This window comes from Peptoclostridium litorale DSM 5388 (assembly GCF_900141635.1).
GTDB lineage: Bacteria > Bacillota > Clostridia > Peptostreptococcales > Peptostreptococcaceae > Peptoclostridium > Peptoclostridium litorale.
The window spans coordinates 114,714-139,137 of the sequence record NZ_FSRH01000005.1 but is presented as its reverse complement, the minus strand read 5'-3'; the positions used below and the strand labels follow the sequence as shown (position 1 = coordinate 139,137).

At 42.2% G+C, this 24,424-nt stretch carries 20 protein-coding genes and 1 riboswitch; all 20 genes read right to left on the bottom strand.

The window, feature by feature from the left end:
- Nucleotides 1-102: 102 nt before the first annotated feature.
- On the bottom strand, nt 103-951 hold the full coding sequence (locus tag BUQ87_RS06410; RefSeq protein WP_038266119.1) for an ABC transporter substrate-binding protein: 849 nt from the start codon (nt 949-951) through the stop codon (nt 103-105).
- 74 nt (nt 952-1,025) lie between these two features.
- Nucleotides 1,026-1,143, bottom strand: a riboswitch (molybdenum cofactor riboswitch).
- Nucleotides 1,121-1,903, bottom strand: coding sequence for a formate dehydrogenase accessory sulfurtransferase FdhD (gene fdhD, locus BUQ87_RS06405; RefSeq protein WP_159434278.1), 783 nt, complete (start codon nt 1,901-1,903; stop codon nt 1,121-1,123). Its footprint overlaps the riboswitch before it by 23 nt.
- Before the next feature lie 11 nt (nt 1,904-1,914).
- On the bottom strand, nt 1,915-2,541 hold the full coding sequence (gene mobA, locus BUQ87_RS06400; RefSeq protein WP_200774447.1) for a molybdenum cofactor guanylyltransferase: 627 nt from the start codon (nt 2,539-2,541) through the stop codon (nt 1,915-1,917).
- Complete coding sequence (locus BUQ87_RS06395) at nt 2,526-3,014, bottom strand: MogA/MoaB family molybdenum cofactor biosynthesis protein (protein ID WP_038266114.1); 489 nt, start codon at nt 3,012-3,014, stop codon at nt 2,526-2,528. The genes mobA and BUQ87_RS06395 overlap by 16 nt, the downstream gene beginning before the upstream one ends.
- 30 nt (nt 3,015-3,044) lie before the next feature.
- Nucleotides 3,045-5,720, bottom strand: coding sequence for a formate dehydrogenase subunit alpha (gene fdhF / locus BUQ87_RS14955; RefSeq protein ID WP_077216595.1), 2,676 nt, complete (start codon nt 5,718-5,720; stop codon nt 3,045-3,047).
- A gap of 27 nt (nt 5,721-5,747) precedes the next feature.
- Complete coding sequence (locus tag BUQ87_RS06380) at nt 5,748-6,686, bottom strand: NADH-quinone oxidoreductase subunit G (protein WP_038266106.1); 939 nt, start codon at nt 6,684-6,686, stop codon at nt 5,748-5,750.
- A 380-nt stretch (nt 6,687-7,066) separates the two neighbouring features.
- Nucleotides 7,067-7,579, bottom strand: coding sequence for an ECF transporter S component (locus BUQ87_RS06375; protein WP_242943792.1), 513 nt, complete (start codon nt 7,577-7,579; stop codon nt 7,067-7,069).
- Between the two features lie 190 nt (nt 7,580-7,769).
- Nucleotides 7,770-9,512, bottom strand: a complete 1,743-nt coding sequence (locus tag BUQ87_RS06370; RefSeq protein ID WP_038266104.1) for an NADH-dependent [FeFe] hydrogenase, group A6 — start codon at nt 9,510-9,512, stop codon at nt 7,770-7,772.
- A gap of 38 nt (nt 9,513-9,550) precedes the next feature.
- Nucleotides 9,551-11,344 carry an NADH-quinone oxidoreductase subunit NuoF gene (gene nuoF, locus BUQ87_RS06365; RefSeq protein WP_038266101.1) on the bottom strand — a complete coding sequence of 598 codons (1,794 nt, stop codon included), beginning with the start codon at nt 11,342-11,344 and terminating at the stop codon, nt 9,551-9,553.
- A 77-nt stretch (nt 11,345-11,421) separates the two neighbouring features.
- Nucleotides 11,422-11,895: an NADH-quinone oxidoreductase subunit NuoE family protein gene (locus BUQ87_RS06360; protein WP_038266099.1), complete on the bottom strand. Its 474-nt coding sequence runs from the start codon at nt 11,893-11,895 to the stop codon at nt 11,422-11,424.
- Nucleotides 11,896-12,586: 691 nt separating this feature from the next.
- A complete protein-coding gene (gene hprK / locus BUQ87_RS06355) occupies nt 12,587-13,513 on the bottom strand; it encodes an HPr(Ser) kinase/phosphatase (protein WP_038266320.1) in 927 nt (308 codons plus the stop codon).
- Nucleotides 13,506-15,320, bottom strand: coding sequence for an excinuclease ABC subunit UvrC (gene uvrC / locus BUQ87_RS06350; RefSeq protein WP_038266096.1), 1,815 nt, complete (start codon nt 15,318-15,320; stop codon nt 13,506-13,508). Before uvrC ends, hprK begins: the two co-directional genes overlap by 8 nt.
- Nucleotides 15,321-15,427: 107 nt before the next feature.
- The gene (locus BUQ87_RS06345) at nt 15,428-16,414 is read right to left on the bottom strand and encodes an ABC transporter substrate-binding protein (protein ID WP_052636175.1); all 987 of its coding nucleotides are present in this window, start codon (nt 16,412-16,414) and stop codon (nt 15,428-15,430) included.
- A 40-nt stretch (nt 16,415-16,454) separates the two neighbouring features.
- Complete coding sequence (locus BUQ87_RS06340) at nt 16,455-16,700, bottom strand: TM1266 family iron-only hydrogenase system putative regulator (RefSeq protein WP_038266094.1); 246 nt, start codon at nt 16,698-16,700, stop codon at nt 16,455-16,457.
- Between the two features lie 21 nt (nt 16,701-16,721).
- Nucleotides 16,722-17,441 (bottom strand): ABC transporter ATP-binding protein, encoded by a 720-nt coding sequence (locus tag BUQ87_RS06335; RefSeq protein ID WP_038266092.1) that lies wholly within the window; start codon nt 17,439-17,441, stop codon nt 16,722-16,724.
- Nucleotides 17,419-18,210, bottom strand: a complete 792-nt coding sequence (locus tag BUQ87_RS06330) for an ABC transporter permease (protein WP_038266090.1) — start codon at nt 18,208-18,210, stop codon at nt 17,419-17,421. The genes BUQ87_RS06335 and BUQ87_RS06330 overlap by 23 nt, the downstream gene beginning before the upstream one ends.
- Before the next feature lie 86 nt (nt 18,211-18,296).
- Nucleotides 18,297-19,490: a [FeFe] hydrogenase H-cluster maturation GTPase HydF gene (gene hydF, locus BUQ87_RS06325; RefSeq protein WP_038266087.1), complete on the bottom strand. Its 1,194-nt coding sequence runs from the start codon at nt 19,488-19,490 to the stop codon at nt 18,297-18,299.
- Between the two features lie 25 nt (nt 19,491-19,515).
- On the bottom strand, nt 19,516-20,931 hold the full coding sequence (gene hydG, locus BUQ87_RS06320) for a [FeFe] hydrogenase H-cluster radical SAM maturase HydG (RefSeq protein WP_038266084.1): 1,416 nt from the start codon (nt 20,929-20,931) through the stop codon (nt 19,516-19,518).
- Nucleotides 20,932-20,945: 14 nt separating this feature from the next.
- Nucleotides 20,946-21,971 (bottom strand): [FeFe] hydrogenase H-cluster radical SAM maturase HydE, encoded by a 1,026-nt coding sequence (gene hydE / locus BUQ87_RS06315; protein ID WP_038266080.1) that lies wholly within the window; start codon nt 21,969-21,971, stop codon nt 20,946-20,948.
- Nucleotides 21,972-22,716: 745 nt separating this feature from the next.
- Entirely contained in the window at nt 22,717-24,171 is a 1,455-nt protein-coding gene (locus BUQ87_RS06310; protein ID WP_074210058.1) for a sodium-dependent transporter, read from the bottom strand.
- Between the last annotated feature and the right edge of the window lie 253 nt (nt 24,172-24,424).

The window sequence follows — 24,424 nt, the reverse complement described above, 5'->3', positions numbered from 1 at the left end:
GAGTTATGGTTGTCATGTTATATATGATACTACAAACTGCAGCTTCTGTCGACCTGACAACGGCTGGTTCAAGATATTTCAGCCTGATTGGTCTTTCACATATTATTTAGATGCATTAGGTGTGAAAAGAGGCATTCCAAATCTATCCACTCCGTATTCACTTATCATCTTCTGAGCCTTTTCTGAAAGCAGCCAGTCCACAAAGGCCTTTGCGCCTTGTGCATTTATATTTTCAGTCTTTTCAGGATTTACAGGTATTACCCCGTACTGATTAAACATCTTTTCGTCTTTTTCAACAGCAATTTCAAGACTTAGGTTGTCCTTGAGGTTCAGGTAAGTTGCCCTGTCTGTAAGAGTGTATGCTTTCATCTCATCTGCCATTTTAAGAACGTCGGCCATTCCGCTTCCAGCTTCAACATAATAGTCTCCTTCTGGAGTTATTCCCGTATCGCTCCAAAGGGCAAGCTCTTTTTTGTGTGTTCCCGAATCGTCTCCTCTTGATACGAACTTCAACTTGTCAGAGTTTATCTTTTCAAATGCAGCAACTATGTCGCTTGGCGCAGCTTCCTTAACACCTGCAGGGTCGCCCTGTGGTCCCACAAGCACAAAATCGTTGTACATCACATCATGTCTTTCAAGGCCGTCGCCCGCCTCTACAAACGCCTCTTCAGAAGCCTTTGCATGAACAAGAAGCACATCAGCCTCTCCGTTTTTGCCCATTTCAAGAGCCTTTCCAGTTCCAACCGCAACTACCTTCACTTCTATTCCCGTATCCTTTGTAAACTCGGGAAGTATGTAGTCCAAAAGTCCGCTGTCCCTTGTGCTTGTGGTAGTCGAAAGTATTATGCTCCCATTTTGAACCTGCTCTGGCTCGGCCTTTTCCCCCGTGCATCCTGCAAATAGTCCTATAGAAAGGACTAGCGCCATTAAAATAGATAGTAATTTTTTCATTTTATTTCCCCCTTATATGTATTTTTTATCTCAAGCAAAAAAAGACAATCCAAAAAAGGATTGTCTCAAACCTAAAATCAGGTCAAGATTTTCCTTTCCAAATGCGGGAGGCCGCGGGATTTCTCCCATGACCCATAGGCTAGTTGGTCGTGGAAAACCTTTAGACTCACTAGCTCGGAAAACCGGAATATATATTAATTTTGTCTTCCCTTGCGAATCCGCAAAGGAATATGCCGTTTTTTCTTGCAATGTCGACTGCCGCATTCGTCGGCGCCGACCTTGATACCACGGCCCTGAATCCGCCTCCAAGTGCCTTTAGGAGCATCTCAGACGAAACCCTTCCGCTGAGGAACAGTATCACTTTCGACGTGTCAATTCCCCTTAGCATGCAGCTTCCCACTACCTTGTCCAGTGCATTGTGGCGTCCTATGTCATCCTCAAACACTTCTATATTTCCAACGCTTCCCGCCCCGCAGCTGTGGGCGCAGCCGGTATTTTTGAAAAGCTCCGACATCTGCCCGAATCTTTCTACAGTCTCTAAAAGCTTTTTAAAATCAACATCTCTGGCAATATTGTCAGCTTCATTTTCTGTTTGCTTGAAGTTTTTGCCGTAAATGTCCTCAGAAACCATTCCCTTGCTGGTTCCCACCACGTTGAGCTTTTTTTCTTCAATTCCAAATATTTTGTCATCTTTCCTTGTTTCGATGAACGCGCTGCACTCTTCCTCGTCAAAATGAAAGCTCTCGACATCCCCATCGCTTTCTATAATACCTTCAGATCTCAAGAATCCCAGGCAAAGGCTCTTTAGGGACTTTGGCGTACATAAGAGCCTCACAAACTTTTGACCGTTGACATACACATCAAGAGAATATTCCACTGCAATATCATCTGGATTGTCGACCATCTTTCCATTATTGTATTTGATTATACTATAAAATTCAGAAGTTTTCATGATAAAATTCATCACTCTCCAATTGATTCCATATACAGATCTATGTCGTGTTTTGTATTCATATTGAAGAACATGTCCCAGCACGGGCTGAATCTCCTTGCACTTTCTTCTTCTACATAGAGGGTATCCAGCTTTTCAAGGAGCGAAAGCACAGACATCCTGCTGCCCTTTAAATGATCCTCTATATCCGAAATCATATCCTTTGAATAGAATGCATTGAACGGCTCAACCCATATGTTCTGCCTTGTCACGCAGGCCTTTATGTCTACTCCCGATTCAACTTCGAGCTTTATACTGTTCTTCATATAGTCTATATAGTCAAAGTTTATATTGGGCATATCGCAGGCCATGAGGTAGCAGTACTTGTATTTTGCGGCCTTTAGACCTGCATGTATTCCTCCAAGGGGGCCCTTTCCCCTTATGCTGTCTGTGACCACATTGTATGAGATTCCCATGTATATCTTAGGGGTGTTCGAGACTATGACTATGTCGTCAAACACCCTGGAAAGCCTTGATACTATGCTGTCCATAAGCCTTCTTTCGTTTATACTTATAAACTGCTTGTCAAATCCCATTCTTGAGCTTTTTCCGCCTGCAAGCACTATGGCGCTTCCAAATTTTTTTATTTTCTGGCACACTCTCCCGCAACCCCTTTTAGTATATCTACGCCATGCTCTACGCTGTCCATTACAAATTCCAGTGACTCCCTTACGGCCTTAGGGCTTCCTGGAAGGTTTATTATCAGAGTCTCCCCTCTTATTCCAGACACAGCCCTTGAAAGCATCGCCCTTTTTGTTATTGAAAGGCTGTTGTATCTTATTGCCTCGCATATTCCCGGAGCGAACCTTTCTATTGCCCTCGATGTGGCCTCAGGCGTCACGTCCCTTTTGCTAAAGCCCGTTCCTCCCGTTGTAAGCACAATGTCGAGACTGCACTCGTCGCACATCCTGATTATCGCCTTGTATATCATGTCCTCCTCGTCCGCAACTATTGTATACTCTATAGCTTCGTGGCCGGCGCCTTTCAGCAGATTCATTATCTCTTTTCCGCTCAGGTCTTCCCTTTCACCTGCATATCCCTTGTCGCTTACCGTGATTATCCCTGCCTTCATCCAATCCACCTCTTTGTTTTTAATCCTATTTTACACCTTTTCAATCCTTACTGCACATACTTTGAGTTCAGGTATTTTGGATTTCGGATCAAGCTCTGTATTTGTAAGCATGTTGGCCGCTCCATTTGCAAAGTGGAAAGGCATGAAAACTACCTCTTCCTCCACTATATCCGTAAGCTTTGCCATAGTCTCTATTTCTCCACGTTTCGAAACCACCCTTACAATTTCTCCATCGGCTATTCCAAGCTTGTTTGCTGTCGCCGGGTTTATCTCCACATATGAGCACGGCGACTTTTGGTTGAGCCCTTCTATCTTTCCTGTCATTGTTCTTGTATGGTAGTGGTAAAGCACCCTTCCCGTAGTCATTATCAGAGGATACTGCCTGTCCGGAGTCTCTGCGCTCTCCATGTATTCACAAGGTACGAACAGTCCTTTTCCCCTTGCGATAGAGGCCGAGTGAAGGTATTTTGTTCCAGGGTGGTCCTTTGTAGGGCAAGGCCATTGAAGCCCGCCTTCATTTTCAATTCTCTTGTAGTCAATTCCTCCGTATTGGGGTGTGAGGGACGCTATCTCGTCAAATATCTCCTCTGTGGATTCATATTCCTTGTCCAACCCCAGGGCCATCATTATGTCGTTTAGTATCTTCCAGTCGGCCTTGGAACCTCCCACAGGATTTACGGCCTTTCTTACCCTTTGGACTCTTCTTTCAGTGTTTGTGAATGTTCCGTCCTTTTCGGCAAATGATGCTGCAGGAAGAACAACGTCTGCAAGCTCTGCAGTCTCTGTCAGGAATATGTCCTGAACAACCAGCAGCTCAAGATTTTCAAGCTCTTCTTTGACGTGTTTTATGTCAGGGTCTGAAACCATAGGGTTTTCGCCCATTATATATATCATTTTTATACTGCCGTCTCCAGCACCGTGCATCATCTCAGGAATTGTAAGCCCTACCTTGTCTGAAAGCGGGGCTCCCCATGCCTTTTGGAACTTGTCTATGACCTCGGGCTTGAAAACCTTCTGGTATCCCGGAAGATCCGCTGGAAGACCTCCCATATCACAGGCTCCCTGAACGTTGTTTTGCCCTCTAAGCGGATTCACACCAGCAGACTCTATCCCTATGTTTCCGCAAAGAAGCGAAAGGTTAGAAAGAGACATTACATTGTCTGTTCCAGTTGTGTGCTGGGTTATTCCCATTGCATAGTATATACCCGCTTTTTTAGCGCCTGCGTAAATCTTCGCCGCACGCACTATGTCGTCTGCACTTACGCCGCATATTCTGGCCCCTTCGTCAGGAGTGTATTTTTCAACGAGTGCACAAAGCTCCTCGTAGTTTTCAGTCCTTTCTTCTATATAAGACCTGTCCATGAGGTTTTCGCTTATTATCACATTCATCATTGAGTTTGCAAGAGCTATATTGCTACCAGGCCTTATCTGAAGGAATACGTCAGCGTCATCTGCAAGCTCTATCCTTCTAGGGTCTGCCACTATAAGCCTGGCTCCTTTTCTTACCGCCTGCTTTATCTTAGCCCCTATTACCGGGTGGTTTTCAGTGGTATTCGAACCCGTAACGAATATTGCATCAGCATCTATTATCTCCGCTATGCTGTTAGTCATGGCTCCACTTCCAAGCGTTGTTGCAAGACCTGCAACAGTGGAAGAATGTCACAATCTTGCGCAGTGGTCCACATTGTTGGTGCCTATTACGCCTCTGAATAGCTTTTGGAAAAGATAGTTCTCCTCGTTTGTACATCTTGCAGATGTTAATCCTGCAAAAGCACCCGCTCCGTGTTTTGCCTTTATATCGGTAATCTTGCTCGCAATAATGCTGTACGCCTCTTCCCAGCTGGTCTCCACAAGCTTTCCGTCTTTTCTCACAAGCGGAGTTTTGAGCCTGTCCGGATGGTTTACAAATCCATATGCAAACTTGCCCTTTACGCAGAGAAGCCCTTCATTCGCCTTGCCTATTGCCGGCTTTGCCTCCACAATCCGGTCTCCCTTTACTGTGATATCTATCTGGCAGCCCACGCCGCAGTAAGCGCATGTGGTCCTCACCTTCTTGGTTTCCCAAGCCCTGTATCTCGTTTTGCTCTTCGGCATAAGGGCCCCTACAGGACAGTATGAAACGCAGTTACCGCAAGAGACGCATGGAGAGTTTTCAAGGTTTTCCCCAAAAGGCGTAGAAACCTTCGTATCGAGCCCCCTCTGTTCCATAAGTATTGCGTCACTGCACTGAAGCTCCGAACATATCCTCACGCACTTCCCGCATTTTATGCATTTGTCAGGATCAAAATAGTAAAATGGATTGCTGTCGTCTATGGGAAGCCTTCTTTCAGTCTTGCCCTTTAATTTGCTGCCGACTTCGTATTCATAGCAGTAATCCTGAAGCTTGCACTCCCCGGATTTTTCACATGTCAAACAGTCAAGCGGATGGTCCATTACAATTAGCTTGAGAACCTGCTTCCTTGCATCCATGACTCTTTTACTGTTTGTTCTTACCTCCATGCCCTCCCATACCTTTTCGCTGCATGAGGTTACAATTTTTCCACTGCCCGCAACCTCTACAAGACACATCCTGCATGCACCGCTGGGCCTTAATCTTTCATCCTCGCAAAATGTCGGAATATCTATCCCTTCCTGCCTGCAAGCCTTGAGCACCGTATAATCATTTGGAACATCTACCTTGTTGCCATTTATTGTTATAGAAACCATACATGCCTCCTTACCTGCCCTATAGTATTATTCCTTGCCATCAAGCATTTTTAGCCTGTTTACTATCCTGTTGAGCGCCAGTGCCTGAGTCCACGTAGTCTGGACATACTCCTGCCCACGCTTTACGTATACAGGGGCTATTTCACTCATGTCCACATAGTTAAGCTCATTTGCAAGCCTTCCCTTCAGGCAAAGCGGCCTTCCACCGCCCGGCGCCATAGCACGCACCCCCACAATATTGCTGCCTTTTTTAAGAATTTCAAAACTGCATCCATACTGGCATACGCTGCATCTTATCTCCTCTTTTTCAAGCTCCCAGCTTCTGTATTTGTTCATATTTCTCGCATCCATAAGCGCACCCACTGGACATACGCTAATACATCTTTGGCATGACACGCAACTCGAGTTTCCCATGGACCTGTCGTCATCGGCTACAACCTTCATTTCAATACCTCGGTTTGCAAACGACAGCACAGCTCTTTCTTCTACCTGTTCGCACACCCTCACGCATTTTCCGCAGAGTATGCACTTGCTCTCGTCCCTGAGCACATATGGATTCGAATCATCTATTTTAAGGCTTATGCTTGAACTCTGCTCAGAAAACTTTACGTCATACTCATATGCATATTTTTGAAGTAGGCATTCCCCGGCCTTTTGGCATGTCAGGCAGTCATTCGGATGATTGTCCAGAAACAGCTGAAGAATCATCCTTCTCGCCGCTATGACCTTTTGAGTCTTTGTACTGACAACCATTCCTTCGCATACCTTTGTAGAGCATGCCGTCTGAAGACCCGACAACCCCTCAACCTCCACAACGCAAAGCCTGCATGATGCAACTATTTCAAGACTCGGATCGTAGCAAAGCGCCGGTATTTCAATACCCAGTTTTTCTGCCGCCTTTATTATTGTATAGTTATCAGGCACAACCACCTGTTTTCCATCTATGACAAGTTCTATACTTTTCACTTTCTCACTCCGTTCCAAATAGAATTATGTTTCATAAAAATATATCATATAATTTCCGAATATTGCAAATATTATATATTTATCAAAATACATTCGAATTACAAGCCTTCAGATAATATAATACCCCTTACAAAGGTCTCTTACAGCTTTTTATTATACATTTGACAATTAAAAACCAATAATCTATACACTTATACGCACCAGCATATTCAACATTTATATTGATATAATTAAAAAAGCGGATTCAATAATTATTGAATCCGCTGCATAAATCCTCACATCAAATCAAAATATATAGCCGCCTGAAGCGATTATATGATGATATTTTTTTATTAAATTTGTACAGTTAAGGCTTTTTTTACATGTTTTTGACTTTTATTCTAATAATTATTTTTTATAATCTTGTGTAACACTATTGCTATTATGCCTCCCGCAAGCGCAGTATAGAGCTGCGGAATCGAAAATGCAGCTACTATGCTTTGCGGAACCTTTGGTATGAAAATCACCAGAAGTTTCCTCACCGAAATAGCCAAAAATGCGAATTTCAAAAGCGCAGCTGCAACAAGTGCAAGGTATTCTCCACTGTCCGAAGTTCTATCCCTTATAAATGCGAATGCGCTTACGAATATTGCATTTCCCGCCATTATTATAGGTACTAGCGGAAAAAGAGGCATTATCCCCATGAAAAATGCTATCAGCGGAGTAAAGCATCCTATCGTCAGCCCCGAAGCAACTCCCACCGAAAGCACACTTATTATCAAAGTCATGTTTACAAGAGGCCCCACAAGTGGCTGCGCAAAGCTCCTGAAACCCACTTGGAATATGACTGCCAACGCCAGCAGTATCCCCGTTCTTGCTATGTATGATGTCGAAGTCATACTTCTCCTTTTCAATTTTTTCACCCCTGTCTCTTTGTTTGTTATGCCCTCTGGTTTCAGATAAAGCTTACCATATTTAGCATCTCGAGTAAATACGGCATGTTTTTGCATGGCTATTTATCAAACTCTTTGTAATGCAAAGACAGGAGCGAGAATAACATCATTCTCGCTCCTGTCCTTTTATATCATTTTAAATGGCATCTAATTAAAGTATCTCTCTTTTTTTGTAGTGAGTGTGAAGAAGTTCGTGAGCCTTGTGTCCATTTGGCTCTCCAAGGTACTCCTTGTAAAGCTTTTGTATAGATGGATTCTGGTGAGACTTTCTCTTGTCTCTTAATTTATCTTCTGTATATAGAGCTTTTGCTCTTTCAGCTCTTATGTCTATCTTTTCTTTCGTTCTTGAGTCAACATGAGGCTGTCCTCCACCTGTTACGCATCCTCCCGAACATCCCATTATCTCTATGAAGTGGTAGTCTGCCTTCCCTTCCTTTATAAGCTCCATGAGCTTTCCTGCATTGGCAGTTCCGTGTGCAATTGCAACCTTCACGTCCATATCGCCTATCTTGACAGTAGCTTCCTTTATTCCCTCAAGTCCTCTTACCGCAGTATATTCTATGTCTTCTAGGTCTTTTCCTGTCACTATGTCAGCTACTGTTCTTATCGCAGCTTCCATAACTCCGCCAGTAGTTCCGAATATTACGGCAGCTCCCGTATAGTCTCCATAGTATTCATCCGGATTTGAATCTGGAAGGTCGTTGAACTCTATTCTCGCCTCTTTTATCATCTTTCCAAGCTCTCTTGTAGTAAGAACTATGTCGATGTCTCTCGTTCCGTGAGAACCTATCATTTCTTCTTTCGCAGCTTCAGTCTTTTTAGAAACACATGGCATTATTGAAACAACGACCATGTCTTTTGGATCTATGTTGTTCATCTCAGCGTAGTGAGACTTGAGCATAGCTCCCATCATCTGCTGAGGAGACTTGCAAGAAGATACATGGTCAAGAAGCTCTGGATATTGGTACTCTATATATCTTACCCATCCTGGAGAGCATGAAGTTATCATAGGAAGCGTTCCGCCGTTTTTGATTCTTCCTAGAAGCTCCGTTCCCTCTTCCATTATTGTAAGGTCTGCCGCAAAGTTTACATCGAATACCTTGTCGAATCCAAGCATTTTAAGAGCTGTAAACATCTTTCCAGTAGTTCTTGTTCCTATTGGATTTCCAAACACTTCTCCAAGAGCCGCTCTCACCGCTGGAGCAGTTGCAACTACAACATGTTTAGACTCGTCTTCAATAGCTTCCCAAGCCTTGTCCATTTCAGTCTTTTCTCTAAGAGCTGCAACTGGACATACATTTATACACTGTCCGCAATATATGCATGGTGAATCAGCCATACTCTTTCCAAACGCCGGAGCAACTTCTGTCTCAACACCCCTGTTTGTAAATGCAAGTATTCCTATTTCCTGAACATCATTACATACCGCAACGCATCTTCCGCATAGTATACATTTGTTAGGGTCTCTTACTATTGAATCTGAAAGCATGTCTACAGGCTTTAGTTCTTTTGGAGGTTCAAATTCAAGTTCTGTAAGGCCCATATCGTCACAAATTGTCTGAAGCTCGCAAGTTCCATTTCTAAAACACGAAAGACAGTCTCTGTGGTGGTTAGAAAGTATAAGCTGAAGGTTTCCTCTTCTGGCATCCCTCACTCTCTTAGTATTAGTCTTGACTACAAGACCCTCCCTTACTGGAAAAACGCATGATGTTTGAAGGTTTTTAACACCTTCTACTTCAACAAGACACATTCTGCATGCACCAGTTTTATTTATATCCTTAAGATAGCAAAGCGTAGGTATATTTATTCCAATTTCTCTAGACGCGTCTAGCACTGTATAGTTTTCAGGAACTGCAACTTGTCTGCCATCTATAGTTATATTTACCATATTCATAATTTGACACCCTCTCTCCAATATTTACTCTACATTCACTACTTCTTGATTATAGCGTTTACCGGACATGCATCCATACAAGCACCGCACTTGATACACTTGTCTATATCTATTATGTGCTTTTCTTTAACTTTTCCTGTTATAGCGCCCACAGGACAAACTCTTGCACACTTAGTACATCCTATACACTTATCTGTAATATCGTACTCAAGAAGTGCAGTACATGTTCCAGCAGGACATCTCTTGTCGACAACATGCGCTATATACTCGTCTCTGAAGAATTTAAGCGTAGAAAGAACTGGGTTTGGAGCTGTCTGTCCAAGCCCGCAAAGCGCTGTCGATTTGATTGTCTCTGCAAGAGTCTCAAGCTTGTCTAGGTCTTCCATAGTTCCATGACCGTCCGATATCCTCTCGAGAATCTCAAGCATTCTCTTTGTACCTTCTCTACATGGAGTACACTTGCCGCATGACTCTTCAACAGTAAAGTCAAGGAAGAATTTAGCTATGTCTATCATACAGTTGTCTTCGTCCATTATTATCATACCACCTGAACCCATCATAGATCCAAGAGCTGTAAGTGAATCAAAGTCTATTGGAGTGTCAAGATATTGTGCAGGTATACATCCGCCTGATGGTCCACCTGTTTGAACAGCCTTGAAAGCTTTTCCATTTGGTATTCCTCCACCTATATCATATACTATCTCTCTAAGAGGAGTTCCCATTGGTATTTCAACAAGACCAACGTTTTCTATCTTTCCGCCAAGAGCAAATACCTTTGTTCCTGGAGACTTTTCAGTTCCTATTGAAGTGAACCAGTCAGCTCCCTTAAGTATTATCTTTGGAATATTTGCAAATGTCTCAACATTGTTTATTATTGTAGGCTTGCCCCATACACCCTTGTTAGCAGGGAATGGAGGCTTTGGATTAGGCATTCCACGTTTTCCTTCTATAGAGTTTATAAGTGCAGTTTCCTCTCCACACACAAAAGCTCCTGCGCCCAGTTTAAGTTCTATGTCGAAGTCGAATCCTGTTCCCATTACATTCTTGCCAAGATATCCTGCTTCTCTAGCCTGCTCAAGAGCAATCTCAAGTCTGTGTATAGCAACTGGATACTCAGCCCTTATATATATATATCCATGGTTGGCTCCTATTGCATATGCAGTTATCATCATGGCCTCGAATACGCAGTGAGCGTCTCCTTCAAGCACTGATCTGTCCATGAATGCCCCTGGGTCTCCCTCGTCGGCATTACATATTACATACTTCTCGTCTCCTGGTGCATTATATGCAAACTGCCACTTAAGACCAGTCGGGAATCCTCCGCCGCCACGGCCTCTAAGTCCAGATCTTTTTATCTCATCTATAACTTCTTCTCTTGTCATCTCAGTTATGGCTTTTTTAGCAGCTTTATAGCCTTCAGCACATTCTATATAGTCATTTATATCTTCTGCCTGAATACGTCCGCAGTTCTCAAGGGCTATCCTTACCTGCTTGCTGTAAAATGGAACTTCTTCAAAGGGTCTTATTTCTCCATCTTCAGTCACAGCCTCCTTGTAAAGAAGATCTTTTACTATCTTTCCTTCTACAATGTGCTCGTTTACTATCCTGTCTGTATCTTCTTCTTTAACGTGAGCATAGAAAGCTCCTTCTGGATAAACTACAACTATAGGACCTACTGCACAAAGTCCGAAGCAACCCGTTTTCACCACTTTAACCTGATCCCTTATTCCCTTTTCCTCAAGAAGTTCTTCCATTCTTTTAAGTATCTTAATAGAACCTGACGAACTACACCCAGTTCCCGCACAAAGCAATACAGTATTTTTATAAGCCATTACAATTTACCCCCAATCATTTTACTTACTTCTATTTTCCATTAGTACCAGTACAGAGTATCCAACAAATTTTTCGCTTAATATTTTGCAAGTATTCCTGGAACATCTTCGGCAACTATTTTTCCATAGACATCTTCATTTATGGTAACAACAGGTGCAAGACCGCATGCTCCTACGCATCTTGTAGCAACAATAGTGAATTTACCGTCCGCACTAGTCTTTCCTACCTCCATGTCAAGCTCCCTGCAAACCTTTTCTATAATGCTTTGAGCTCCCTTAACGTAGCATGCCGTTCCAAGGCATATTCCTATTACATAGTCTCCCTTTGGCTCAAGAGAAAACTGAGAGTAGAATGTAGAAACTCCATATATCTCGGCCAAAGGTACGTTAAGCCCTTCCGATATCTTCTTTTGAACCTCAAGCGCCACGCACCCAAATATCTTTTGCGCTTCATGAAGTACTGGCATCAAAGCCCCAGGCTTACCCTTGTTTTCCGCTATTATAAGGTCAAGCTTTTTAAAATTTTCTTCTGTGAAAACGTTCTTTGCCATTTAAAATCCACTCCTTCTATTTGAGAAATAAAAAATAATTAAATAATGAAAAAGAAGAAATATGTTTAAAATAATTAATTTCAGATGAGATTAAAATTAATTAAATAACTAACCATTTCTTTTTTTGACTCTTTGTAGTATTTACATTGCAATTACTAAATTTTATTGTTTCAAGAGGCATACCTTGTAACTATGACCTCCTCAAAAACCCCTATTGTTAAAAGCTTTTTCTAAATATTATCTAAATTATATCAAACTTATTTGGATAGTACAATAATTTTATTAATTTTTTAACAGCATATTCTATAACAATCCGTTATAGTTGGCATGCCTTTTTTAGTAATCACGATTATTTCACAGTCGATTTGTGTGACTTTTTAAAACATTCAATACTTTCTTTTTATAGCTATATGTACCGAATCCTAGGTTTTTCACTGATAATAAGTATATTTGTTTATTGCAAAAACAATATAAAACCCCGTTTAAACAGGGTTTTGTAATCATGTAAATTATTTTCCAGTCACTTTTCTTTGTTTGAATTTTATAATTAATATTTATACCGAATATTCAAAATGTGAATTTAATAACAATTCCTACAGATTCAACACTTTCGCCATTTTACGCTATAATATTTATGCACAGTACATTCTTTTTTATTCATGCCCCAAAATTCATGTCTTCAACCAAATAATTAATCTTTTAATTTTTTCATGAGTTTTTGATTGAATATTTCAGCTGCATTATACCCCATTTTTTTTTGCCTGAAATTTTTTGCTGCAACTTCTATTATCATGGCAAGATTCCTTCCCGGCTTAACCGGAATAACAAGCTTTTCAATCGGTACTCCCAGAATATCCATGTATTCCTCGTCTATTCCCAGCCTGTCATAATATTTTCCCTCTTCCCAATTTTCAAGTTCCACCACCATGTCGATTATTTTATTTTGCCTTATTGCACCCACTCCATAAAGGCTTTTTATGTCAAGAATTCCTATTCCCCTTATTTCCATAAGACAGCGTATTATCTCAGGCGCTTCCCCACGTATGACGTCTTCTTCTATCCTCTTTATTTCAACCGCATCATCGGCTACGAGCCTGTGGCCTCTTTTAATGAGTTCCAGCGCGGTTTCAGATTTTCCTACACCGCTTTTCCCCATTATAAGGACACCTATTCCATATATGTCCACAAGTACTCCATGTATGGTCTTAAACGGGGCAAGCCTTTCATTTAGGTAAGCCGACGCCTTGTTTATGAATCTGGTGGTCGCCATTTGAGACCTTAGTATAATCCTGTTGTAATCCTGGGCCGCCTTAAGAAAGTCAGTTCTCGCCTCAAGCCCCCTCGCCAGCACAAGTACGGGTATTTCATATGAAAGTAGCTTTCTTAGCCTTTCATTTCTGACCTCGTTGCTCAAACTGTTAAAATACTTATATTCGCCCTTTCCTATCACTTGAACCCTGTCATGTGAGAAGTGTTCGAAAAAGCCTGCCAGTTGAAGTCCTGGCCTGTTTATATCTGCTGATTGTATGTGGTAGCTGCTGCCTTCATTCTTGTATAATACTTCCAGGTTCAAATCCCTCACAAATTCATCTACCGGAACATTTCTTTCATCAATCACGCCTTTTCTCCTCTCTGAAAAATCTGTATATATGCTCAGCCAGCTTGGCATTTATACCTTCCACTCCTTTTAGCTCCTCTATCGAGGCATTCTTTATGTTTTCAACAGTCTTAAAACGCGATAAAAGCAATAACTTTCTAGCCCTTCCAACTCCGGGGATCTCATCTATAATGGACCTTTGAATGCGTCTTTGTCTTAAAGACCTGTGGTATGTTATTGCAAATCTGTGCATTTCATCTTGTACTGAAGCTATGAGCTTGAACAGGCTTGACGGCTTTTTAAGCACTATCTCTTTTTCGCCATTTACAATTCCCTTTGTATTATGCCTATCATCCTTGAATATCCCCCATACAGGAATATCTATGCCCTCCGAATCCAAAAGTTTCTTTACCACCCCAACCTGGCCCTTGCCCCCATCCACAAATATAAGTTCCGGCCTTGTATCCCATTTTTTAAACCTTCTATGGATTATTTCGCACATGGACGAGTAATCGTCAGGCCCCTCCACATTTTTGATCTTGAACCTTCTGTATTCTCTGTTGTCCTTTTTTCCATTTGTAAATACAACCATCGACCCTACTGAATCCACGCCCTGTATGTTTGATATGTCAAACGCTTCTATTCTCCTTGGCACGCTTTCAAGTCCAATTAACTCGCAGAGTTCTTCAAGTGTTTCGCCAATTCCCTTTATTTTATTTATGTTTGAAAACTTTAGGACCGCCTCCCGAGCGTTCTTTTGAACCATCTGCACCATATGCTTTTTATCGCCCTTTTGAGGAACCGTAATATATACTCTCTGCCCCTTTATGCCTTCAATCCAGCTTTGAAGCACATCCTCATCACCAGTTTCTACGGGAATTATTATCTCCTTTGGTATGAAACCCTGGAGAGAATAAAAATGCTTTATGAAAGATGAAATGACTTCGCTTTCCTGGTCCTTAGAAACATCTTCTACAATAAAGTGTTCCCGCCCCATTATCTTTCCTTCTCTTACAAAAAACACCTGTATGCAGGCCCTGCCGCTTTCAAATGCCACTCCCACAAAATCCTGGTCTATCATATTCTTAGACACTATCTTTTGCCTTTGCGCAAGTATTTTAAGGCTTTCAATCTTGTCCCGGAAATATGCGGCCTTTTCAAATTCAAGCCCTCTAGATGCCTCTTTCATGCTTTCCTCGAGTATTTTAAGTATCTGGTCGCTTTTCCCAGACAAGAAAAGTACTATCTCGTCCACCATTTTCATATATTCCCGTCTGCCCTCTATTCCCCTGCAAGGGCCTGAACACACACCTATGTCGTAGTTAAGACAATGCCTTTCCCCTCTTTTTATAAGCTTTCTTATATCTTTCTTACACCTTCTTATCGGATATAGCTTTTTCAAAAACCTTATCACATCGTTTACTGCCCCTTCACTTGTGTAAGGCCCGAAGTATTTCGCCCCGTCGCTTCTTATGCTTCTGACCTTCAGTATTCTCGGGTATTCCTCATTCACAGTAACCTTTATGAAAGGGTATGTCTTGTCATCCATGAATATAACATTATATTTAGGTCTGTATTTTTTTATCAGATTGCACTCGAGTATGAGAGCCTCAAGCTCAGAATCGGTTATTATATACTCGAACTCCGCTATGTTTTTTACCATTGATTCAACCTTGGCCGGCTTAGCTGCATTTTGGAAATACTGCCTCACTCTATTTTTGAGTGATTTGGCCTTTCCAACATATATAACATCTCCCACGGCATCCTTCATTATATAAACTCCCGGGGAACTCGGAAGCATTGACAGCTGCTTTTTTATATCAAACATATCTCACCTCGTCATACACACCTGCTGCACCTTATAAACATATTATACCAAAATTGCCGGACATGCGTGCATATGTCCGGCAACAAGTTTCATTTATTGATTCAAATCTAGTTTGAAACATAGGAACTATCTATCATCCCATCTATGTCTATTCCCTTTTCAAGCATTCCGTTTTGTATCAAAAAATCCTGTGTCTTTTTGAGCTCTTCTATATCCTTTTGGCTTATCTGCGGGCTGAAATCATACCACTCATACATCTTCTCAACATCATCCATTGATATTCCAGTCTCCTGCGCGGCCATTTCTATTGTCTCTTCCCTGTTCTCCTTCATGAAATCAAGACTTTTCGAATGAACATCCATATACCTTTTCACCATGTCAGGATGCTCGTTTATGAACTTTCCGCTTGCCCCTATTACTATAGTGGCATCCAAAAGCCCCTCGCCTGTTGTAACTATATTAGCCCCATCTGAAAGAGCCTTTGTAACCGCTGGCCCTGCAACAAGTGCAGCGTCCACATTTCCGCTGTTCATTGCCGCTACCGCCTCAGCTATCCCCATGTTTATGAACTCCACATCATCCATTGATATTCCAGCCTCGTTGACTCCCGCTATCAGAAGCTGATGGAGTATTGTTCCCTTCGGCCCCGCAACCTTTTTGCCCCTTAGATCTGCCATGGACTTTACTCCCGCATCCCTTGACATTATTGTGAAAGCCTTTGGAGCCCTGCTGTATATCCCTATCACCTTTATGTCCACTCCGTTTGCGGCAGCCAGTATTGCAGATGTCCCCCCGAGAGCATTACAAAAATCAAGAGATCCAGCCGCAACGGCCTGAGTCATTTTCGACCCTTGTGTTATTTCCGGAAAGCTCACCTCTATGCCGTCTCTTCCAAATTCCTCTTCAAACATGCCTTTTTTCTTTTCAACTATCGAAGGCACGTTAAGAGGCAGTTTCACATATGATATGTTTATCTTTCCAACCTCTGGCGCTGCATCCCCTGATGCCGCCTCTCCCTGCGCACCTTTCGAACACCCTGTAAGTGCAAGTGCCATGCAAATGATCATTGCAATTAGCGATTTCATACTTCTCATCTGTATTCCCCCCGTTTTTTAATTTATAAAAAGCGCAGTTTTATTTCTTTGTAAGCGCGCTTTTAACCATTACCCCATGTAGCTTTCCAAGTTTTCCCGCCAGCGCTCCTATTTCGTCCGTGGTTCCATCCACTATTATCGAAATTACGCTTACGTTTTTTTCCTTGTAGGGTATTCCCATTCTCCCCACTATTATATCCGAGTATTCGCTCATTATGGTGTTGGCCCTTTGAACGCTCTCCTTCTCCTCTATTATTATTGCAACTGCTCCAATCCTCTTGTCCACGTCAATTCCTCCTGTTATATATTATCCAAATATGAGTGAAAGTATCCTCTTTTTGAGATTTATAAATTCCACCGAAGACGGGTTTCTTGGATATTCCATCTCCACATCCAGACTGTCCTTGACCTTCCCTTCTTCCATTACTATTATTTTTTGCCCAAGTATTAGGGCTTCTTCCACGTCATGCGTCACAAAAAGTATTGTCTTTTTCTCATTTTTGAATATGCTTACTATTTCATCTTGAAGCTTTTTCCTGTTGAATGCATCCAGCGCCCCAAGGGGCTCGTCCATGAGTATTATGTCCGGCTCGTAGCAAAGAGTCCTTCCAAGAGAGACCCTCTGTGCCATCCCTCCAGATACCTGGCTGGGATATGCATTTTCAAACTCTCTTATTCCAAGCATTTCAAGCTGTCCCGTAACTCTTTTTTCAAGCTCTTTTTTGCCGAGTTTCCCCTTTATTGGAAACTCTATGTTTTTTCTGACCGTGAGCCAGGGCATGAGCCTCGGCTCCTGGAATACTATCGAAACTTTCGGCAGGTCCTTTATGCCATTTCCAAAGGCTATGTCTCCCTCGTCCTTTGATTCCAGTGAGCACATTAGCTTTAAGAGTGTTGACTTGCCGCATCCGCTCTTGCCTACTATGCAAACAAGACTCCCATCTTCTATATCCATATCCACACCCTTTAGTGCATGTATTTTTTCACCCTGTATTGAATATGTCTTATGAACATTTCTTATCGACATTTGCGCCAATTTCCCTCTCGCCCCCATTCCAGCTTGTAATCCTTTTTGTGACCTCCATGAAAACAGCGTCTATTATGTATCCTGTAATCCCTATTGCAATTATGCCTATTATTATTATGTCCGGCCTTGAAAGCTGCTCCGCGTCTATTATCATATATCCTACGCCGGAAGATGCAGCTATGAGTTCAGCCCCTATTAGCGCCCTCCAGCTGTACCCAAGGCCTATTTGCATCCCAACAAGTATCGAAGGCATCGCCTGGGGCAATATTATTCTGAAAAATATTTCGCTGCCTCTGAGCTCGAATACACGTCCCACCTGTATGAGTTTTTTGTCGGCCTCCTTTATCCCGCTGACAGTGTTGAGATATATGGGGAAAAACGTCGCCAAAAATATTATAGAAAGCTTTGACGCCTCTCCTATCCCAAACCACAGTATGAGCATTGGTATTAATGCTATTGGAGGAATATGCCTTATGAATTCAAGCGTCGGCCTCAAAAAGTCCTCGAACTTTCTGCTCATTCCTGAAAGTACCGCGATAGGAAAAGCTGCAGCAAATGTGATGGCAAATCCGGCAATAACCCTTGCAAAGCTCACCCTCATATGGCTTTGAAGCTGTCCACTTTTAACAAGCGATGCGGCGGTATTTATAACCTTTTCAGGCGGAGGCATTATGTATTCGTTTATTAGTCCCATTTTCGAAAATATCCCCCATGACATTATTATTATCAAAGGCAGCCATATTCCCCTTAGTTTTTTAGAATTTTTCATCAGTGTTCATTCCCCATCCATTATGTATGCACAATATATACGAAAACAGAGCAGACCATGAGCCTGCTCCATTTTTGTATTGTTTTTTAAGCAAAGAACATCTCTGTTACCCTTTCGAGTATTCCGTTCATATGCGCTATGGCAGTCCCGTAGTTTGTTATAGGTATGCCGCTTCCCACTGTCTTTTCAAGCCTTGACATCATCTGCTTTTTGTTGAACATGCATGCGCCGCAGTGGACTACAAGCGAATACTGCGAAAGGTCGTCCGAAAAATCCACTCCCGCCTTGACCGTTATTTCCAGGTCCGCCCCGGTGTACTCTCTCAGCCATCTCGGAAGCTTCTCTCTTCCTATGTCGCCTTCAAGGGCATGGTGTGTGCAGGCCTCAGCTATAAGCACCTTGTCACCGGATTTAAGGCCGTCTATATGGCTTGCCCCTTCCACGAGCCTCTTTAAGTCTCCTTTGTATCTCGCCATGAGCACTGAAAATGATGTCAAAGGTATGTGCCTTGGCACAATATTGCTTATCTTGCCGAATATCTGCGAATCCGTTATCACTATGTCAGGGTCTCTTCCAAGGGTAGCCAAAAGCTGTTCCAGCTCACCGTCCTTTACAGTAAGCGCCATCGCATCATGATCCAGTATGTCCCTTATAGTCTGGACTTGCGGAAGTATAAGCCTTCCCTTTGGAGCCTGTATGTCCTGTGGAGCGACAAGCACTGCAATAGCCTTCTTAGGCAGTATGTCCCCCACTATCACTTCAGCTTCAAAGTCCTTTGGTGCGTTTTCCTGTATAGCCCTTTTCAAAAGGTCTATATTTATATTATTTATCGTGCTTACCTTTACAAAAGGCATGTCGAAATCGTTTTTATAGCTTTCAAGCTCTACATCCCTTATGTCTATCTTGTTTACGACTCCGACTACGGGTATGTTTTTTTCTCTGAGCTGGCCGTGCCAGTACTTTTCAAATGAAAATTGGCTGTCTGCAGAGTCGAATACCAAAAGCGCAAGGTCAGTCTTTTCCATTACTTCCCTTGACTTTTTAATCCTCAGCTGGCCTATCTCGCCTTCATCGTCGAGTCCAGCAGTGTCTATTATAACTACAGGACCTATAGGAAGAAGCTCCATTGCCTTGTACACCGGATCGGTGGTAGTACCTGCAACGTCTGAAACAAGAGCCATGTCCTGTCCTGTAAGCGCATTTATAAGACTTGACTTTCCAGCATTTCTCTTTCCAAATATGGATATGTGGAGCCTGTTTGCCTTAGGTGTATCAAGCATTTAATTCTCCTTTCCCGGCTTCACCTTAGAATCTAAGGTCTCTTTCGCCTTCTTCAAGCCTTTTCAGGAATCTCTTTGCCGCATCCTTTGCCGCTTCCTTAGGTATGCTTTCTATTCCGTTTTCTATTATATCCTTTCCAAGTTCTCTTAGCTCGTCATCCGCATAGTCTATTAGGAATTCCTTGAATGTAAGCAGTGCGTTTGGAAGACATACGTTGTTTATCTGTCCTGATTTTGCAAGAGGCATGAACCTGTCTCCAGTCCTTCCCTCCCTGTAGCAAGCCGTACAGTAGCTTGGTATATATCCAGCCCTGCACAGATCCTTCAGCACTTCCATAGGGGATCTGTGGTCTCCAACTTCAAACTGTGGAACGTCTTTTTTGCCCTCTTCTCCGTATTCCTCAACGTATCCTCCAACACCTGTGCACGATCCGGCGCTTAGTTGTGATATTCCGAATTTTATGGCCTCGCCTCTAAACTCCGCAGTCTCCCTTGTCGAAAGTATCATTCCTGTGTATGGCACTGTAAGTCTTAAAACTGCTATTACCTTTTTGAAATCCTCATCTTTTACCATGTGTGGGAATTTTGAAAGCTCCATCCCCTCTGCAGGCTTTAGCCTTGGTACTGATATTGTGTGAGGTCCTACTCCGTACACCCCTTCAAGGTGCTCCGCATGCATTATCATTGCTATTGTATCGTATTTATGGTCGTAAAGCCCGTATAAAACCCCTACCCCGACATCATCTATTCCAGCCTGCATAGCTCTGTCCATTGCTGTTGTATGCCAGTCGTAGTTGTGCTTCGGTCCTTGAGGGTGCATTTTCTCATAAGTGTCCTTGTGGTATGTCTCCTGGAAAAGTATATATGTCCCTATTTCGGCTTCCATGAGCTTTTTATAGTTTTCAACAGTAGTTGCCGCTATGTTGACATTTATACGTCTTATGCATCCGTTGTCGAATTTTATTGAGTATATGTTTTTTATTGAGTCTATAACATAGTCTATTGGACAGTTTTCATCGTCTTCTCCAGCTTCAAGGGCAAGTCTTTTATGTCCCAATGATTCGAGTATTCTGACCTCTTCCTTGATTTCTTCCATTGAAAGCTTTTTCCTTGCAACGTTTTCGTTACAGTGCTTGTATCCACAATATTCGCAGTTGTTTACGCAGTAATTGCTAACATACAGAGGTGCAAAAAGCACTACCCTTTTTCCGTATATTCTCTCTTTTATATCTCCCGCCGTTTTGAACATATCTTCCAGCAGGTCTTCGTCATTTACGTTCAAAAGTACTGCTGCTTCCCTGTGGTCAAGCCCATTTGCGTCTTTGGCTTTTTTAAGTATTTCCTTTACAAGCTCCCTGTCGCCTGCCATTTTCTTTCCATACTCCATGGAATCCTTTATCTCAACATCATTTATAAACTCTTCGGCTCTGTACTCTCTCATTTACATACCTCCATTTATTTTTTAATTTCAATAGCGTCTCCTCTTGAATCTGAAACAACCCTTCCAAAGCTTTTTATATAATCCACTACTTCTCTTCTTTCCTCCAGTATGGTCTTTTCAGATCCTTCCGGCTTTGGATATATTTCATAGAGCCTTCTGTACCTGTGCGGCTCCACCTTTCTCATTATTACATTCGCACCTGCGCAAAACGCATTAGTGCCCGTTGAAACCTCGAGAGCAGTAGTAGTCGGCAGGTGAGGCCTTTTGAGCATTAGCCTGGTTATTGCAACCGCCTTTAGAGTCAATAGACTGCTTCCTGTGTTTTCGTGATTGAGCCCAGTGTCCGGGTGAGGTATGAAAGGTCCTATCCCCGCCATTTCAACGTCAAGCTCACTCAGCAGAAGTATGTCCATTGCTATTGTCTCAAGACTCTGGCCTGGAAGCCCTATCATAAATCCGCTTCCAGTCTGGTATCCAAGCTCTTTTAGCCACCTCAGGCACTGAAGCCTTCTTTCAAATGAAGAGTGCGGATGCAGCATGTCGTATATATTGGGGTCTGCAGTTTCATGCTTTAGAAGGAACCTGTCTGCCCCGTCTTTTTTCCACTGGGCGTAGTCTTCATAGTCCCTCTCTCCCACGCTCAGGGTTATAGCGATGTCTCCTATTTTTTTTATATCCCTTATTATGTCTGAAATGATTTCCCTTGTATAATAGCTGTCCTCTCCCGACTGGAGCACGACAGTCTTGTATCCGGCGTCATGCGCCTCTTTTACGTTTTGCACTATCTCATTCGGGCTCATCCTGTATCTTTTTATTTTTTCATTAAGCCTTTGAAGCCCGCAGTACTGGCAGTCGCATCTGCAGTGGTTCGAAAATTCTATTATGGCCCTGAGATGGACCTCTTCGCCGCAGTACTTACTTCTAAGTTTGTCTGCGCTTTCAAACAGGAGCTTTTCATCTCCTTCCAGAAGCTGAACTATCTCTTCAATGCTCGCATTTGAACTTCTTATGATTTTTTCTATTATAGCCTTGTCTTCCATATGTTCCTCCCGCGAGTCAAAATATTATGCCAGTCCATATAGTAAAACTATTTTTCAGAACAATATTCTGACAATCCATCTGATTAGATGAAATTAAAAAAGACTTCTCCTGAAGGAGAAGTCTCGTATATTCCTGAATATACACATCCATTAATCCATTAGGCTGACTTGCATATAGCCTAACAAATAATTAACATTTCAGTGCATATAATATACTATATGTGACTTCCCCTTTTACTCGGCCTTTCCTTGTAATCAGGTTGGAAATTGTTGTGTCCAGTGGATCGGAAACCTCCAATCCATCGGATGTTAATATGATTATACACAAAATAGAATTTGATGTCTACAATTAAAACCCATTTTCGACAAAAATAATTATTTTTTTAACAACAACTCCATATTCCCACATACTCAACAGCTCTAAAATCATTCTGCTTTACGCCGATATGCTACAAATCTTTTTGCATTATTTTTGTTTGTCCACAGGTATTTGTGGTATAATGAATTAAAGTAATTATTTTAAAAATAATTATACAATAAGGAGTGTGTTTTTAATTATGTCCAGTAGTGACAGGTCCGTTCCGCGGCGAGTCAGGGACTTTTCGGAGCTAAAAGGGTTTTCAGCATGCATATCGCTTTTAGCGCTTATGTACCTGGTGTCCAGCTTCGTCTCAAAAACAGTATGAAAAAGCGCCTTTATGCTTTAAAGGCGCTTTTTATGGTTTTTGTAATATTTTATATACTTTTATGCAGCTTCACTCTCATCATATTCAGATTTTCTGTTTTCACACCTGATCAGTTTTACAAATACCGCTGTCAACAGTAGTACAAGACCTGCTATGGCCTTCATTCCAAATCTGGATATAAGCCCAGTGGAGTTGAACAGTATTAGAGCTATTGCAGTAGGCGCTATGTATTTTATTGCAAATTCATATGCACCTTTTGCCTTGAATACATAAAGCCCTTCACTTTCAACCTCTTTAGAAGAACTTCCCGCCTTCCATACCCATCCTACAAACAGGCAGACAAGTATTCCACCTATAGGAAGGAATATGTTCGAAGCGATGAAATCAAACATGTCGAAGAAAGTTTTTCCAAGTATTTTGACTTCGCTCCAAACCCCAAAAGACAGAGTAGATGGAACCGAAAGCGCAAATGCCGCTGCAGCTATGGCTACTGTAGCTTTTTTCCTCTCCATTTTAAACTCTTCTGTTACAAATGCCACCACAACCTCTATGAGCGATATTGTTGATGTCATTGCCGCTATTCCTATCAAGAGGAAAAACATGGCTTCGAAAAACCCACCAAAAGGCATTTCTCCAAATACCGCAGGCAGAGTCATGAAAATCAGTGCAGCTCCCTGATCAGGCTTGAACCCGTATGCAAAAACCGCCGGGAATATTACCATTCCAGCCATAAGCGCTATTGCCGTATCGGCTATTGTAACCTGTACTGCCAGCTTTAGCAGATTTTCCTTTTTGCCTATGTAGCTTCCGTACGTCAATATTATCCCCATTCCAAGGCTCAGCGAATAAAACGCATGGCCCAAAGCCTCAAGAACTCCTTTTGTAGTAAGCTTTGAAAAGTCCGGCTTGAAAAGGAACTCAAGCCCCTTTGAAGCCCCTGGAAGCGTAACCGATCTGAACACAAGCCCTATTAGTATCATAAGAAGCACAGGCATTAGTATTTTGCTGTACTTTTCTATTCCATTCTTGACTCCTGATAAGACCATGAAAGCCGTCACCGCAAGAACTGCAAATGTCCAAAATACAGGTTCAACAGGCGAGCTTATTATCCCGCCAAAATAGCCAGCCAGATCTGCAGGTGCAACTCCTATGAGCTTTCCGCTGAACGCCCTTGCTATGTATGCAAAAACCCATCCGGCTATAATAGCGTAAAATGAAAGTATTATGAATGCCGTCGCAACAGCGAGGTATCCAGAACAGCTCCATTTGCTGCCATTTGCAATCTTCTTGAACGAGCCCATTGCGTTTGTCTGAGTATTTCTTCCAAGTGAAAACTCTGCAATCATGACAGGGAGTCCTATAAGTGCTATGCAAAAAAGATATACCAGTATAAAAGCCGCTCCCCCGTTTTGCCCCGTTATGTACGGGAATTTCCATATGTTTCCCAGTCCTATTGCCGATCCTGCCGCTGCTGCCAATATTCCCAGCTTAGATCCAAAATTATCCCTATTCATCTCTGTCCTCCATATGCTGTAAAGTAATAAGTCGAAAAAATTCAAAAAATCTGAAAATTTAGTCTATACACGGCGCCATGGTGTATACGGGATATTATATACACTCTTAATGCCCTAGTCAATAGCTGTGTCCATGTTTTTTTAAAATCCATTTTATGCTATTTAAGCTGTTTTTTTGAAACTCCTGTTCTCATTCCAATGGCAATACGTCCATTGATTTCAGTTGTATTTTTCTACAAAAAGCAGCCGACAC